This window comes from Micromonospora sp. NPDC004551, from assembly GCF_040609975.1.
Lineage (GTDB): Bacteria > Actinomycetota > Actinomycetes > Mycobacteriales > Micromonosporaceae > Micromonospora.
The window spans coordinates 35,158-49,825 of the sequence record NZ_JBEXLM010000022.1 but is presented as its reverse complement, the minus strand read 5'-3'; the positions used below and the strand labels follow the sequence as shown (position 1 = coordinate 49,825).

14 protein-coding genes are annotated in these 14,668 nt (G+C 74.4%); 11 read left to right on the top strand and 3 right to left on the bottom strand.

Annotated elements, in window-relative coordinates:
• Positions 1-108: 108 nt before the first annotated feature.
• The 4 genes from ABZW14_RS23725 to ABZW14_RS23710 all read left to right on the top strand — a co-directional run bounded on the left by ABZW14_RS23725 (position 109) and on the right by ABZW14_RS23710 (position 2,333).
• A complete protein-coding gene (locus ABZW14_RS23725; protein WP_355350388.1) occupies positions 109-915 on the top strand; it encodes a sigma-70 family RNA polymerase sigma factor in 807 nt (268 codons plus the stop codon).
• A gap of 2 nt (positions 916-917) precedes the next feature.
• Positions 918-1,205, top strand: a complete 288-nt coding sequence (gene rsrA / locus ABZW14_RS23720) for a mycothiol system anti-sigma-R factor (RefSeq protein ID WP_355350386.1) — start codon at positions 918-920, stop codon at positions 1,203-1,205.
• 403 nt (positions 1,206-1,608) lie between these two features.
• Entirely contained in the window at positions 1,609-1,824 is a 216-nt protein-coding gene (locus tag ABZW14_RS23715; RefSeq protein WP_089012714.1) for a biotin/lipoyl-binding carrier protein, read from the top strand.
• Positions 1,821-2,333, top strand: coding sequence for a GNAT family N-acetyltransferase (locus ABZW14_RS23710; RefSeq protein WP_355350384.1), 513 nt, complete (start codon positions 1,821-1,823; stop codon positions 2,331-2,333). The genes ABZW14_RS23715 and ABZW14_RS23710 overlap by 4 nt, the downstream gene beginning before the upstream one ends.
• Before the next feature lie 27 nt (positions 2,334-2,360).
• Here ABZW14_RS23710 and ABZW14_RS23705 read toward each other — a convergent pair whose 3' ends face one another.
• Positions 2,361-2,930 carry a helix-turn-helix domain-containing protein gene (locus ABZW14_RS23705; RefSeq protein ID WP_355350382.1) on the bottom strand — a complete coding sequence of 190 codons (570 nt, stop codon included), beginning with the start codon at positions 2,928-2,930 and terminating at the stop codon, positions 2,361-2,363.
• A gap of 114 nt (positions 2,931-3,044) precedes the next feature.
• Here ABZW14_RS23705 and ABZW14_RS23700 point away from each other — a divergent pair, with 114 nt between their 5' ends.
• The gene (locus ABZW14_RS23700; protein ID WP_355350380.1) at positions 3,045-4,631 is read left to right on the top strand and encodes an MDR family MFS transporter; all 1,587 of its coding nucleotides are present in this window, start codon (positions 3,045-3,047) and stop codon (positions 4,629-4,631) included.
• 69 nt (positions 4,632-4,700) lie between these two features.
• Here the strand turns inward: ABZW14_RS23700 and ABZW14_RS23695 are convergent, their stop codons facing one another.
• Positions 4,701-6,518 (bottom strand): tetratricopeptide repeat protein, encoded by a 1,818-nt coding sequence (locus tag ABZW14_RS23695; protein WP_355350378.1) that lies wholly within the window; start codon positions 6,516-6,518, stop codon positions 4,701-4,703.
• 184 nt (positions 6,519-6,702) lie between these two features.
• On the opposite strand from ABZW14_RS23695, the gene ABZW14_RS23690 reads away from it, so the two are divergent.
• Both ABZW14_RS23690 and ABZW14_RS23685 read left to right on the top strand, forming a co-directional pair.
• On the top strand, positions 6,703-7,734 hold the full coding sequence (locus ABZW14_RS23690) for an SIS domain-containing protein (protein WP_355350519.1): 1,032 nt from the start codon (positions 6,703-6,705) through the stop codon (positions 7,732-7,734).
• Positions 7,735-7,759: 25 nt separating this feature from the next.
• Entirely contained in the window at positions 7,760-9,301 is a 1,542-nt protein-coding gene (locus ABZW14_RS23685) for a histidine kinase N-terminal domain-containing protein (RefSeq protein WP_355350376.1), read from the top strand.
• Between the two features lie 30 nt (positions 9,302-9,331).
• On the opposite strand, the gene ABZW14_RS23680 is transcribed toward ABZW14_RS23685, so the two are convergent.
• Entirely contained in the window at positions 9,332-10,846 is a 1,515-nt protein-coding gene (locus tag ABZW14_RS23680) for a glycosyltransferase family 39 protein (RefSeq protein WP_355350517.1), read from the bottom strand.
• A 388-nt stretch (positions 10,847-11,234) separates the two neighbouring features.
• Here ABZW14_RS23680 and ABZW14_RS23675 point away from each other — a divergent pair, with 388 nt between their 5' ends.
• The 4 genes from ABZW14_RS23675 to ABZW14_RS23660 are packed head-to-tail and all read left to right on the top strand — an operon-like array spanning position 11,235 to position 14,609.
• Positions 11,235-12,956 (top strand): nitrite/sulfite reductase, encoded by a 1,722-nt coding sequence (locus ABZW14_RS23675; protein WP_355350374.1) that lies wholly within the window; start codon positions 11,235-11,237, stop codon positions 12,954-12,956.
• The gene (locus ABZW14_RS23670) at positions 12,953-13,111 is read left to right on the top strand and encodes a hypothetical protein (RefSeq protein WP_355350372.1); all 159 of its coding nucleotides are present in this window, start codon (positions 12,953-12,955) and stop codon (positions 13,109-13,111) included. Before ABZW14_RS23675 ends, ABZW14_RS23670 begins: the two co-directional genes overlap by 4 nt.
• The gene (locus ABZW14_RS23665) at positions 13,108-13,872 is read left to right on the top strand and encodes a phosphoadenylyl-sulfate reductase (protein WP_355350370.1); all 765 of its coding nucleotides are present in this window, start codon (positions 13,108-13,110) and stop codon (positions 13,870-13,872) included. Before ABZW14_RS23670 ends, ABZW14_RS23665 begins: the two co-directional genes overlap by 4 nt.
• A complete protein-coding gene (locus ABZW14_RS23660) occupies positions 13,854-14,609 on the top strand; it encodes a CbiX/SirB N-terminal domain-containing protein (RefSeq protein WP_355350368.1) in 756 nt (251 codons plus the stop codon). The genes ABZW14_RS23665 and ABZW14_RS23660 overlap by 19 nt, the downstream gene beginning before the upstream one ends.
• Positions 14,610-14,668 lie beyond the last annotated feature (59 nt).

The following is a 14,668-nucleotide window of genomic DNA, read 5'->3' as shown; positions in this document are numbered from 1 at the left end:
CGCGGCCGAGGCCGGGACCAGGAACGGGTGGGGCGGCGACGGAATGTCCGGCCCGGCGGCGGGCGTTACTACCCCCGGGATGACTTTTCCAGCCGAGGGGGGTGACCGGTGCCGACCGAGACACGGAGCCGGGAACGGGACGACCAGGACGCGCAGCGGCTCAAGCGGCTGCTCGACGCGCCGGACTGGCCCGGGACGGCGTCGGCCGTGAGCACCAGCACACAGTCCGGAAGTGAATCTGCCGACAGGTGGGTACGCGTATCCTCGGCGGGAAAGCATCCGACGCGAGGGGACGTGCGGTTGACGACCGAGAAGACGGACGAGCGCAGGGCCCGCTTCGAGCGGGACGCGATGCCCTTCGTCGACCAGCTCTACGCTGCCGGGCTGCGCATGACGCGCAACCCGGCGGATGCCGAGGACCTGGTCCAGGAGACCTACCTGAAGGCGTACGCGGCCTTCCACCAGTTCGAGCAGGGCACCAACCTGAAGGCCTGGTTGTACCGGATCCTGACCAACACCTACATCAACTCCTACCGCAAGCGGCAGCGCCAGCCCGTGCAGGCGCCCACGGACGAGATCACCGACTGGCAGCTCGCCGAGGCGGAGTCGCACACGTCCAGCGGGTTGCGGTCGGCGGAGACCGAGGCGCTGGACCGGCTGCCGGACAGCGACGTCAAGGAGGCCCTCCAGCAGTTGCCGGAGGAGTTCCGCCTGGCGGTCTACCTGACCGACGTCGAGGGCTTCTCCTACAAGGAGGTCGCCGACATCATGGGCACGCCGATCGGCACCGTGATGTCCCGGCTGCACCGTGGCCGTCGTAATCTGCGCAAGCTGCTCGAGCAGTACGCGGCGGAGCGGGGCTTCAGCGCCGCGCCGTCCAAGGGTTCGACCGCCGCCGCCGGCCGGGAGGTGTGACCGTGAGCTGTGGAGAGCCGCACGAGACGGACTGCCGTGAGGTGCTCGCGGAGGTCTACTACTACCTGGACCTGGAGTGCGCCGAGGAGCGGCGGGTCCTCATCCGCACCCACCTCGAGGAGTGCGGGCCCTGCCTGCGCGAGTACGGCATCGAGCAGGAGGTGAAGGCGCTGGTCGCCCGCTGCTGCGGCAACGAGACCGCGCCGGAGCAGTTGCGCGAGCGGCTGCGGGTCCGCCTGACCGAGCTGGTGGTCTTCGAGACCACCGAGTCCCGCGAGCTGGCCGACTGACGGCGGCGGGCACGAGCTGAAGACACCGGTGGCCCGGGTCCACGAGGACCCGGGCCACCGGTGTGTCCGGCCCCGAGGGCCGGCGCCTCTCGATCCGGGGATCAGGAGTTGGGGCGCTTGCCGTGGTTGGCGCCGCTCTTCTTGCGGGCCTTCTTCTTGCGGGCCTTCTTCGCCATGCTGTGCCTCCTTGTGCTGGTCACGGTCCGGCCGCGGGCGAGCGCGGCGGAGGTCGTGTGCGGGTCCCGGGCGCCGGGAACCGACCGCGCTGATGCTAGTGCCGACGGCGGTGCCGGGGGACCGGAGGGGGCGGAACCGGTGTGCCGGGCGCGCTGTGCCCGGGCGTGAGCGGCGTCATGATTGGATACCGTTCGCAGGAACACCGGTCGAGAGGGAGGGCCCGGAGATGGCCGAGGAGATCCGCGCCGAGATGGTGGCGAACGTCTGGAAGGTCGTCGCATCGGCCGGGGACACCGTGTCCGAGGGGGACACCCTGGTGATCCTGGAGTCGATGAAGATGGAGATCCCGGTGATCGCCGAGTCCGACGGCGTGGTGCAGCAGATCGCGGTCAACGAGGGCGACGTCGTGCAGGACGGTGACCTGATCGCGGTGATCGGTTGACCGGGCTGCGCGTCCGTCGGGCGGAGCCGGCCGACTTCCCGGCGGTGGCGCGCCTGACGGTCGCCGCGTACGAGGCCGACGGGCAGCTCAAGGGCGAGACCGGCTACGCACCGGTGCTCGCCGACGTGGCCACCCGCGCGGAGAGCGGTGAGGTGCTGGTCGCCGTCGACGAGGTCACCGGTGCGGTGGCGGGCGCCGTGACGTTCGTGCTGCCCGGCACCCCGTACGCCGAACTCGCCGGCCCCGGTGAGGCCGAGTTCCGGATGCTCGCGGTCGACCCGGCCGCGCAGGGCCGGGGCGCGGGCGCGGCCCTGGTGGGGGCGTGCGTGGCACGCGCCACCGAGCTGGGCTGCTCGGCCGTGGTGATCTGCGTACGCAGCGGGATGGCCGCCGTGGCGCAGCGGCTCTACGGGCGGCTGGGGTTCGTGCGGGCGCCGGAGAAGGACTGGACCCCGCTGCCCGGCGTGGAGCTGCTCGGCCTGCGCCTGGACCTGACCCGACCCGCCTGACCCGGACCGGACCGGCGGCCGCGCCGCTCAGGAGCCGTCGGCGATCCGGGCGAGCAGTTCGTCGGCCACCTCGAGGGCGATCTTCTTGCGCTCGTCGTCGGTGATGCCCGGGGTGCGGACCGCGAACCAGCTGCTGTGCACGGCGAACAGGGTCAGCACGGCACGCAGCTGGGCGGCGGGGGAGTCGTCGCCCCGGCTCAGCTCGTGCGCCAGCCGCATCATCCGGTCGCGCATCTGCTGCCCGGCGGCGAGGCTCTTGAGCACCGTCTGGTTCTGCTCGAAGAACCGCATGACCGTGGGCAGCTCGCCGGCGAACATCGCGTCCGCATAGCGGCTGATCAGTGCGCGCCGGGTCGCCAGCGTGGCCGGCTGCGTGCCGGCCCACTCGATCAGCTCGTCCATCCGGCGCAGCCGGTCGTCGACGAAGCTGGTGACGATCTCGTCCTTGCTCTTGAAGTGGTAGTAGAGGGCGGCCTTGGTCACGCCGAGCCGCTCGGCGATCTCCCGGAGCGAGGTCTTCTCGTAGCCCTGCTCGGTGAAGAGCTCCAGCGCGACGGCCTGAATCCGCTCCCGCGTGCCGCCTGTGCTCTCCCTCACCCTGCGTACCCCAATTCGCTTGACGGTTTCTGGTGTCCAACTTACCGTCCGGCTAGTAAGGTAACTAGCCGGACGGCAAGTAAGTTGGTCACAGATCTTCGGGGGAGCTTACCCATGAGTCAACCAGCCCAGGTGGCGACGAGGCCCAACGTCCGGGTCGTCCTCTTCGGCCTGATGATCGCGATGATGCTCGCGATGCTCGACAACATGATCGTCAGCACCGCCCTGCCCCGGATCGTCTTCGAGTTCGGCGGGGCGGACCACTTCACCTGGGTGGTCACCGCCTACGTGCTGGGCACCACGGTCTCCACCCCGATCTGGGGCAAGCTCGGCGACCTCTACGGCCGCAAGACCGTCTTCCTGACCTCGGTGGTCGTCTTCCTGGTCGGCTCCGCGCTGTGCGGCATGTCCGGGTCCAGCGTCTTCGGCGGTGTCGACACCGGCATGATCGAGCTGATCGCGTTCCGGGCCGTCCAGGGCCTCGGTGCCGGTGGCCTGATGGTCGGCGTCATGGCGATCATCGGTGACCTCGTGCCGCCCCGCGAGCGGGGTCGCTACCAGGGCATGATCGCCGGCATCATGGCCATCGCCATGGTGGCCGGCCCGCTGGTCGGCGGCTTCATCACCGACCACCTCTCGTGGCGCTGGGCGTTCTACGTCAACCTGCCGCTCGGCGGCGTGGCCCTGCTGGTCCTCGCCACCACCATGCACCTGCCGAAGTACCGCACCGAGCACAAGATCGACTGGTTGGGCGCCGCGCTTCTCTCGGTCGGCATCACCGCGATCGTGCTGGTCACCACGTGGGGCGGCAACGAGTACGACTGGGCCTCCCCGCAGATCCTCGGCCTGGCGGCGCTCGCGCTGGTCGCCCTGGTGGCCTTCGGCCTGGTCGAGCGGCGTGCCCCCGAGCCGATCCTGCCGCTGGGCCTGTTCGCCAACCGGAACTTCGCCCTCATCTCGGTGATCGGTTTCCTGCTCGGCTTCGCCATGTTCGGCGCCATGAACTTCCTGCCGCTCTACCAGCAGACCGTGCAGGGCGCCTCGGCCACCAACAGCGGCCTGCTGCTGCTCCCGCTGATGTTCGGCATGCTGGTGGTCTCGCTGGTGGTCGGCCGGGCCATCACGAAGACCGGCCGCTACCGCGCCTTCCCGATCGTCGGCGGCGTCGTGATGACCGCCGGCATGGGCCTGCTGACCCAGCTCGACCTGGGCACCAGCAAGACGGTCTCCTCGCTCTACATGGTGGTGCTCGGCGTCGGCATGGGCTTCCTCATGCAGACGTCGATGCTGATCGCGCAGAACAGCGTCGAGCAGAAGGACCTGGGCGCGGCGAGCGGCGCGGCCACCTTCTTCCGGTCCATCGGCGGCTCGTTCGGCGTCTCGCTCTTCGGCGCGATCTTCGCCAACCGGCTCGCCGACTCCGCCGCCGGCCCGGCCTTCGCGGGCGGGGGCGAGGGCGGCGCCATGAACCTGGAGAAGCTCAAGGAGCTGGCCGGGCCGGTGCGGGAGGTCGTGCTCGGCGCCCTCTCCGACGCCATCTCGCACGTCTTCTTCTGGGCGGTCTTCTTCACCGTCGCGGTTCCGGTCCTCGCCTGGTTCATCAAGGAGGTCCCGCTGCGCGCGGCGAACGAGGCCCCGCCGGCCGACGCCACCCCGGAGGACCAGGCCGAGGCCGCTCTCGGCAAGTCCCCCGTCGCCTGACCCACCCGCCGCGGCCACGCCGACCCGTTCCCGGGTACGGCGTGGCCGCGTCGTTTTCCCGGACCGCCGTCAGCGGTGGCGCAGGAGCGCGGCGACGCGGTGCCAGAGGCGGCGGAGGGGTCCGGGCCGGGCGGCCCCGCCAGGACCGGTTACCAGGGTGTCGGCCAGCGCGCGGGTGGCGGGGTCGAGATCCGGGGTGGCCAGCGCCAGGTGGGCCAGCGACACCGCGATCGGCACCCGGCGCTCGCGGGCCACGGCCGCCACGTCGGCGAGCCGCTCGGCCACCACGCGGGCCACGTCGGGGCGTACGCCGGGGTCCACCCAGGCGGCGGTGACCAGGGCGAACATCGCCGCCTCGGTGATCCAGTCCTCCACGTCCCAGAGCAGTTCCAGCAGCACCCGCCGCCGCGTGGAGTCCGCCCACGGCTCGTCGGTGCGGTGGTGCAGGAGGCCGAGGCAGGCCCAGACCTGCACGCAGCGCACCCAGAGCGACGGGTCCTGGCCGGCGAGCACCCGCCCGAGGGCGGTGGCCGGCGCGGCCGGCGGGTGCACCAGCAGGCCGAGCAGGTCCGCCAGGTCCAGGGTGGCCAGTCCCACCGCGGCGTCGTACGCGGCCGGCGGGTGCGGCCACGCCGGGTGGGCGAGCTGCCGGATCCGGTCCGCCGCCTCGGCCGAGGGGACGGGCAGGGCGGGCGCGGCCACCGTGCCGTCGTACCGCCAGAGCCGGCGGGTGGTGGCCCGGCGGGGTTCGCGCGGGTCCGGGTCGGCCACCGCGGCCACCTCGACGGCCAGCCCCGGCGCGGCCGTCGCCGCGGTCCGCATGGCGCTCGGCGGTTCCAGCCCGTCGAGGCGTACGGCGACCGGGGCGTCCGCGGCGAGCGCCCGGCGCAGCGCGTCCAGCACCGGCCCGCCGGCCGGGGTCACCTGGCCGAGCCAGGGTCGCCCGCGGCAGCACTCGGCCAGGTCGCCGTGCTCGTGGGTGTCGTCGGGGTGGTCCCGGACGAAGTCGGCGAGGGCCACCAGGTGGGCCACGTCCCCGTCGCGCTGGAAGCGCAGCCGGTGGGCGGTGTGCACGGCGCAGTCGAAGGTCGGGTCCCTGGCCAGCGCCCGGTCGATCCAGTCCAGCGCCGCGTCGAGCCGGCCGTTGTCGGCCAGCGTTCCGGCGATGTCGGCGTAGACCGCCAGGTCGTCGGGGTCGAGGGCGACCGCCCGTTCCAGCGCAGCGAGCGCGTCCCGGGTCCGGCCCGCGCTGCGGTACGCGTAACCGAGCCACACCTCGCCGAGTTTGGTGGGCTGTGTGCGTACCCCCCGGGAGGCCCAGGTGACGGCGAGGGGGACCTCGCCGAGGCGCCGGGCCAGCGCGGACGCCGCGCCCAGCAGCAGCGGGTGGGCCGGATGCACGGTGACCGCGTTGCGGGCCAGGGTGAGGTACGGGCGCAGCGGGTCGCGCAGCCGGCGGGGGACCGGGTCGGGTGCGGCCGCGCAGACCTGCATGAGGATCCGGGCGGTGCGCTCGGGATCGAGTCGTTCGGGCAGGTCGGGCGCGGTCACCCAGGGCACGGCGGCCCACTCGGCGGCGGGGGCGTAGCCGGTGGCCGCGGCCAGCAGGTCGAGCCCCTCGGCGGGCCGGCCGGCGGCGGCGAGCAGGTGGGCGCGGGCCACCACCGCGCCGACGAAGGCGTGGTGGCCGAGCGGGAAGAGATCCAAATCGCCACCGCTGGCCGCGGCGATCCGGGCGAGCGTCTCGTGCACCTCGGGCAGCGTGGGGGCCTGGACGAGGGCGCCGGCCACGTGCTCGGCGGCGTGCCGGAGGTCTCCCTCGGCCAGCGCCAGCCGGGCCAGCGCGAGTTGCTCCTCCGCCGAGAGCGCGGGGTCGTCCTCGGGCACGTCGTCCTCTCGGGTGGTCGGTCCGCCAGCCGGGCAAGCCTAGGGGATCATGCGACCGGATGGTGATCCACTGCGCACTCCTGTTCGTTCCTTTGCTCTCAGTCGCCGAAAGATGCAAGACTGAGCACCGAACGCGCGGCAATCGCGCAGGAGGGAGTCTTTCGTGACGCGTCCAGGGGCCGGGATGGCCGCCGACATCGACGAGCAGCCGGCCGGCTACCACCGCCTGCTCTCCGCCGAGCACGCCGGGGCCATCGCCCGGGTCGCGGCGGTGATCGCCGAGCGTCGGCCCCGCCACGTGGTCTTCACCGCCCGCGGCACCTCCGACCACGCGGCGCTCTATGCGGCCTACCTCACCGAGATCCGGCTGGGCCTGCCCGCCGGGCTCGCCTCGCCCAGCGCCGTCACCGTCTTCGGCGCCCGGCCGGACCTCTCCGACGCCCTGGTGGTCGGCGTCAGCCAGAGCGGCGGCTCGCCCGACCTGGCCGAGGTGCTGCGGGTGGCCCGGGAGTCCGGCGCGCTCACCCTGGCCGTGACCAACAACCCCGACTCGCCGTTGGTGGGCACCGCCGAGCTGAGCGTGGACATCGCCGCCGGGCACGAGCGGGCCGTCGCCGCCACCAAGACCTACACCGCCGAGCTGCTCGCGCTGCTCATGCTCATCGAGGGCGTACGCGCCGGCGACGGCGTGCTCCCCGCCGAGGAGCGGGCCTGCCTGGCCCGCCTGCCCGAGCTGGCCGAGCGCACCCTGTCCGACGCCACCCCGGCGCAGCTCGCCCCGCGCTACCGGTTCGCGGCCCAGCTCGTCACCACCGGCCGGGGCTACGCGTACCCGACGGCGCGCGAGGCGGCGCTGAAGCTGATGGAGACCTCCTACCTGCCGGCGCTCGCCTTCTCCGGCGCCGACCTGCTGCACGGCCCGCTCGCCATGACCGACCCGGACGTGCCGGTGCTCGCCGTGGTCGGCTCCGGCCCCGGCGGGCGGTCGATGCGCGAGGTGCTGCCCCGGCTCGGCGAGCGCCGCGCCGACGTCGTGGTGGTCGGCTCCGCCGAGGTCGAGGCGACCGCCCGGATGGCCGTGCCCGAGGTCGACGAGCGGTACGCGCCGCTGCTCGACATCCTGCCGCTCCAGCGGCTCGCCCTGGCTCTGGCCCTGGCCCGGGGCGAGGACCCGGACGCCCCGCGCGGGTTGAAGAAGGTCACGGCGACGATGTGAGGCCGGGCGTGGCACGCTGTTCAGCGTGTCCACCCTCCGTGACCTCGCCGAGGAGCACACCGCGCTCCGTCCGGCCGACATCGACCACCTGCACCGGATCGCCGGCGACTGGCAGCTCCTCTCCGACCTGTCCTTCGCCGACCTGCTGCTCTGGGTGCCGGTCGACGGCGACGGCACGTTCCTCTGCGTGGCCCAGGTCCGCCCGACGACCGCGCCGACCGCGTACCTCGACGACCAGGTCGGCCGGATCGTCGGCGGGCCGGAGGTGGCGCACCTGGAGGTCGCCCACCGGCAGGGCCGGATCTGGCGGGAGGGCGACCCGGTCTGGTACGGCGACGTGCCCGCCCGGCACGAGGCCATCCCGGTGCGGCTCCGCACCGCCGACGGGGAGTCCGGCGAGGTCGTGGCGGTGGTCGGCCGGGACACCAACCTCTCCACCGCGCGCACGCCCAGCCAGCTCGAACTGAACTACCTGACCACCGCCGACGACCTGGCGCAGATGATCGCCGACGGCACCTTCCCGCCGCCCCGCCATCCCGGCGAGACCACCTCGGCGCCCCGGGTCGGCGACGGCCTGGTCCGGCTCGACGCCAACGGCAAGGTCACCTACGCCAGCCCCAACGCGCAGTCCGCGTACCGCCGGCTGGGCTACGCCTCCCACCTCGTGGGGGAGGACCTGGCCAAGCTGCACCGCCGGCTCGCCGGCGATCCGCTCGAAGGCACCGACGCGGCGAACGCGGTGCTCGCCGCGCTGCGCGGCGACGCCCCGCCCCGGCGGGAGATCGACGCCCGGGGCGCCACCATGCTCACCCGGGCGCTGCCGCTGATGCCCGCGGGGGTGCCGATCGGCGCGCTGGTGCTGGTCCGCGACATCACCGAGGTACGCCGCCGCGACCGCGCCCTGATCACCAAGGACGCCACCATCCGGGAGATCCACCACCGGGTGAAGAACAACCTCCAGACCGTCGCCGCGCTGCTCCGCCTCCAGGCCCGCCGGGTGGCCATGCCCGAGGCCCGGGTCGCCCTGGAGGAGTCGGTACGCCGGGTCGCCTCCATCGCCCTGGTGCACGAGACGCTCTCGATGTCGAGCGACGAGGCGGTCGAGTTCGACGGCATCGTCGACCGGGTGGCCAGCGCCGCCACCGAGGTGGCGGCCACCGAGGTGAGCGTCGGCATGCGCCGCCAGGGCAGCTTCGGCGTGCTCCCCGCCGAGATCGCCACCTCGCTCGTGATGATCCTCAACGAGTTGTTGCTCAACGCCGTCGAGCACGGCTTCCCGCCGGCCGGGGAGGAGGGCGCGCCGGGCCCCGAGGGCGCGCCGGAGCCGGCCGTGGTGGTCACCGCGCACCGGTTCCGCAAGCAGCTGCACGTCTCGGTCGCCGACAACGGCCGGGGCCTGCCCGAGCAGTTCGACGCCGAGAAGGGCGGCAACCTCGGCCTCCAGATCGTCCGGGCCCTGGTCACCGGCGAGCTGCGCGGCACCATCGAGCTGCGCAACGGCGCCGAGGGCGGCACCGAGGCCATGCTGGTCGTCCCGCTGGCCCGCGGCACCGCCGACCGCGGCTGACGGCTTCCCCGCCCTGCCGCCGGTGGCGGGTCACCGGGTGAGGAGGGCGACCGTGAGGCCGGGGCGGGGCCACACCTGGCGGACCGTGAAGGCGCCGCGCAGGGCGTCGCCCTTGGCGCCGGGCACCGCCGCCAGCGGGTCGGCGCGCCGTCCCGTGACCACCAGCCAGACCCGGTCCACGCCGGCCAGGCACTCCGCCGGGTGGTCGCACTCGGCCGCCCAGAGGTCCGCCCGCTGCCGCTGGTCGCGCACCACCAGCACGTCGCGGGGCCGGCGCGCCCCCAGGTGGTACGCCAGCCCGAGATCGGGGAAGAGCCAGCTGTGCCGGGGCGAGTAGACGATCGCATCGCCCGGCTGCTGGTGGTCGGCGACGATCCGCGCCACGCCCGCGTAGTCCACCGGGGCGGTCCGCGGCCACTCGTGGGTGCGCCGCAGCGCCGCCTGGTCCGGCAGGCCGAGCAGGCCCGCCAGGGTGACCACGGCCAGCGCCGGCGCCAGGCGTACGCCGGCGAGCGCCGCCCCGGCCAGCACGCAGGCGAACGGCACCGTGAAGAACAGGTACCGGGTCACCCAGAGCGGCACCGCCGTGCCGGCGGCGAAGAGCAGCAGCACCGGCAGCAGGACGGTGGCCCCCGGCAGTAGTGCCCGCCGGCCGAGCCGGGCCGCCCCCAGCGCGGCGAGCCCGACGAGCAGGCCGCCGACCACCGCGCTCTGCGCCAGCCCGCCGGGGAGCGCGGCCAGGTCGTCGACGCGGACCAGGCGTACCCAGTCGAGCTGGCGGCCGCGCTGGCCCCGGGCCACCAGCACCAGCGGCGCGACCAGCACGGCCGCCAGCAGCACCGCCACCAGCCACCGCCACAGCAGCCCGGTCCGGGCGACCGGGGCGGGCGAGCCCGCCGGGTCCGGGGCCGGGCCGATCCCGGCCGCCGCGGGACCACGCAGGGCGACCAGCAGCACCACGAGGGCGTGCCCGGCCAGCAGGGTGAGCGCGATCAGGTGGAGCAGGCCGAGCGCGGCGACGGCGAGCGCGTACCCGGTCCAGCGCCGCCAGGTCGGCCGGCGCAGCGCCCCGACCAGCAGCAGCGTGGCCAGCACGGCGAGCAGAGCGGCCGGCGCGTAGGGTCGCGCCTCCTGGCCGTACCGGGAGGTGCTCGGCAGCACGGCGAGGAGCAGCCCGGCGAGCAGCCCGGCCCGGGGGCCGGCCAGCTCGGTGCCGAGCCGGGCGGTGAGCGCGGCGGCACCGGCCATGGCCAGCGCGGACGGCAGCCGCAGCGCCGTCGGGGAGGTGCCGAACAGTGTGGTCCAGCCGTGCATGAGCAGGTAGTACGGCCCGGTCGCGGCGTCGATGGTGCCGGCCAGCCGGACCAGGTCGGAGACCGATCGGGTGGCGGCGCTCCAGGTCGCCAGCTCGTCCCGCCACGGCTGCGCGTGGCCGATCCCGGCGAGGGTGACCACCAGGGTGAGCAGGCCGGGGACCACCCACACCGGCCACTCCCGGCGGCCGTGGGGCGGCGTGGACTCGGCGTGCGGGGTCACAATCCGCAGCGTCACACGGCGGCGGCGCCCGCCGGGCCGGTCCGCCGATTTGTCTCCACCGCCGCCCGGGCCGGCGCGGCGGATTCGATCAAGGAGGTCGATGGCGCGCCGCTGCCCGTGATGTGGGATCACACACTCGGTCATTGGCCCGTCATCGGCGGCTGTGGGAGCATGAGGCCTATGACCGCCGCTGTCATCCGCCGCTTCGTGGCCCGTCGCCACGTCGATTACGGCCGCGTCCGCAGCGCGATCTGTCCGGCCCACTGACGACGCCCGACCCATCCGTCTCGGGCGCGTTCCGCGCCGGCCGTCATCGACACCGCCGTCCTCGGCCCTCATCCAGGGCCGGCCGCCGCGTCCGCGCTTCCAGGCACAGCAGACAACGGAGGACGCCGCCATGGCGGTCAGCACCACCACCACCACCACCACGACCCGGCCCGACGCCCCGGCGCCGGTCGCGCGGGCTCCCCGCCGGCCCCGTGGTGAGGGGCAGTGGGCGCTCGGGCATCGCGAGCCGCTCAACCCCAACGAGCGGATCAAGAAGGACGACGACCCGCTGAACGTGCGGGCCCGGATCGAGAACATCTACGCGCACCGGGGCTTCGCCTCGATCGACCCGCAGGACCTGCGCGGCCGGTTCCGCTGGTGGGGCCTCTACACGCAGCGCCGGGCCGGCATCGACGGCGGGCGCACGGCCGTGCTGGAGCCGCACGAGCTGGAGGACGAGTTCTTCATGCTCCGGGTGCGGGTGGACGGCGGTGAGCTGAGCCTGGCCCAGCTCCGCGTCGTCGCGGACATCTCGCGGGAGTTCGCCCGCGACACCGCCGACATCACCGACCGGCAGAACATCCAGTACCACTGGATCCGGGTCGAGGACGTGCCGGAGATCTGGCGCCGGCTGGAGGCGGTCGGCCTGCAGACCACCGAGGCGTGCGGCGACTGCCCCCGGGTCGTGCTGGGCAGCCCGGTCGCCGGGGTGGCCCGGGACGAGGTGCTCGACCCGACCCCGGCGATCGACGAGATCGTCCGCCGGTACGTCGGCGACAAGGCGTACTCCAACCTGCCCCGTAAGTTCAAGACCTCGATCTCCTGGCTGGTGGACACCCCGTACGAGGCGAACGACATCGCCCTCCTCGGCGTCGAGCACCCCGACCACGGTCCCGGCTTCGACGTCTGGGTGGGCGGCGGGCTGTCCACCAACCCCATGCTGGCCAAGCGTCTCGGCGTCTGGGTGCCACTGGCCGAGGTGCCGGACGTGTGGGCCGGCGTGGTCGGCATCTTCCGCGACTACGGCTACCGCCGGCTGCGCAACCGCGCACGGCTGAAGTTCCTGGTCGCCGACTGGGGCGTGGCGAAGTTCCGCGAGGTGCTGGAGAAGGAGTACCTGGGCCGGGCGCTGCTCGACGGCCCGGCCGCGACGCTGCCGGCGAAGCCGGTCGACCACATCGGCGTGCACCCGCAGCGCGACGGCGCCAACTACGTGGGCGCCGCCCCGGTGGTGGGCCGGGTGTCCGGCACCCAGCTCGCGCGGCTCGCCGACGTGGCCGAGGCGCACGGCAGCGGCCGGGTGCGGCTCACCCCGTACCAGAAGCTGCTGGTGCTGGACGTGGCGCCGGAGCGCACCGACTCGCTGGTGGCGGAGCTGCGCCGGATCGGTCTGGAGGCGCGGCCGTCGGCCTGGCGGCGCGGCACCATGGCCTGCACCGGCATCGAGTTCTGCAAGCTGGCCATCGTCGAGACGAAGCGGCGCGGCGAGGAGCTGGTGGCCCGGCTGGAGGAACGGCTGCGGGACTTCGACGCGGACATCTCCATCCACCTCAACGGCTGCCCGAACGCCTGCGCCCGCACTCAGGTGGCCGACATCGGCCTGAAGGGCCAGCTTGTGGTGGGCCCGGACGGCCGGCAGGTGGAGGGCTTCCAGGTGCACCTCGGCGGCGGCCTGGGCATGGCCGCCGGGCAGACCGCCGGCTTCGGCCGCAAGCTGCGCGGCCTGAAGACCACCGCCGACGAGCTTCCGGAGTACGTGGAACGGCTGGCCCGCCGCTACCTGGCCGGCCGGAGCGAGGGCGAGAGCTTCGCCAACTGGGTGATCAGGGTCGACGAGGAGGAATTGCGATGAGCGATGCCCGATCTGCGCCTCTCTACTGCCCCTACTGCGGGGAGGAGGACCTGCGGCCGCACGAGGCCGGGCACGGCGCCTGGGAGTGCCACGCGTGCGCCCGGGTCTTCACCGTGAAGTTCACCGGCCTGCTGGGCCGGGCGGTGACCCGGTGAGCGCCCTGCGCTCCGCCACCGGCCTGGGCCTGGTCGGCGTCGGCGGGCCGGCACCGGCCGACCCGGCCGGGCGCGACCCGGAGGAGCTGCGCGCGCTGGCCGAGCGGGCCGGCCGGGAGCTGGAGGGCGCGCCCGCGCTGGAGATCGCCCGCTGGGCCGCCGAGACCTTCGCGGACCGGTTCTGCGTGACCAGCTCGATGGCCGACGGCGTGCTGGCCCACCTGGTCTCCCGGGTCGCGCCCGGGGTGGACGTGGTCTTCCTGGACACCGGCCTGCACTTTCCCGAGACGCTCAAGGTCCGCGACGAGGTGGCCCGGCGGCTCCCGGTGACCGTGCGCTCGATCCGGCCCCGGATGACCGTGGGTCAGCAGGACGGCCAGTACGGCCCCCGGCTGTTCAGCAAGTCCCCGGACGACTGCTGTCAGCTGCGCAAGGTGGAGCCGCTGGAGCGGGCGCTGGCCGGGTACGACGCCTGGGCCGCCGGGCTGCGCCGGGACGAGTCGCCGACCCGGGCCAACACGCCGGTGGTGGCCTTCGACGCGCGGCGCGGCAAGGTCAAGGTCAACCCGATCGCGGCCTGGAGCCAGCGGGACGTGGACGCCTACATCGCCCGCTACGACATCCCCGTCAACGAGTTGTTCGCCCGGGGCTACGGCTCGATCGGCTGCTGGCCCTGCACCCGCCGCACCCGGGCGGGGGAGGACCCGCGGGCGGGCCGCTGGGCCATGTTCGAGAAGACCGAGTGCGGGCTGCACACCTGACCGCCGAGCCGCCGGTGGTGCTGGTCGCGCACGGCAGCCGGGATCCGCGGGCGGCCGAGGCGACGCGGGCACTGGCCCGGGCCGTGGCGGCCGCCCGGCCCGGCGTCCCGGTGCTGCCGAGCTGGCTGGACCACACCGACCCCGGTCCGGCCGCGGTGCTGCGGGACCTGGCCGCCGCTGGTCACACCCAGGCCGTGCTGGTGCCGTTGCTGCTGACCGCCGCGTACCACCGGAAGGTCGACGTCCCGGCGGCGGTGGCGGCGGCCCACGCGGACGGCGCCGATATCGCGGTACGGGTGACCGACGTGCTGGGACCGGCGGACGGGGTGGTGGACGCCCGGCTGCTGGCGGGGCTACGCCGGCGGCTGGCCGAGGCGGAGCAGGGCGGCTTCGACGGCGTGGTGCTGGCGGCGGCGGGCACCCGGGATCCGCGGGCGCGCGGGTCGGTGGGGCGGGTCGCCGCGGCGCTCGGCGCGGAGCTGGGCGTGCCCTGCCAGGTGTCGTACGCCTCGGCGGCGCCGCCGGGGCCCGGCGTCGCGGTGTCCCGGCTGCGTGCGGCGGGCGCCCGCCGGGTGGCCGTGGCCGCCTACTTCCTGGCCCCGGGCCTGTTCCACGACGCGGTCCGTGTCTCGGCGGAGCGGGCCGGCGCCGTGGCGGTCGCCGATCCGCTGACCGACCTGCCCGAACTGGCCGACCTGGTGCTGCGTCGGGTCGACGCCGTGCCGGTCGGGGTGTGACCCCGGCCGCCTTCATGATCAGTCCGGGTGGTGGCGGGGTAGTGGCAGGTCATGGGTCC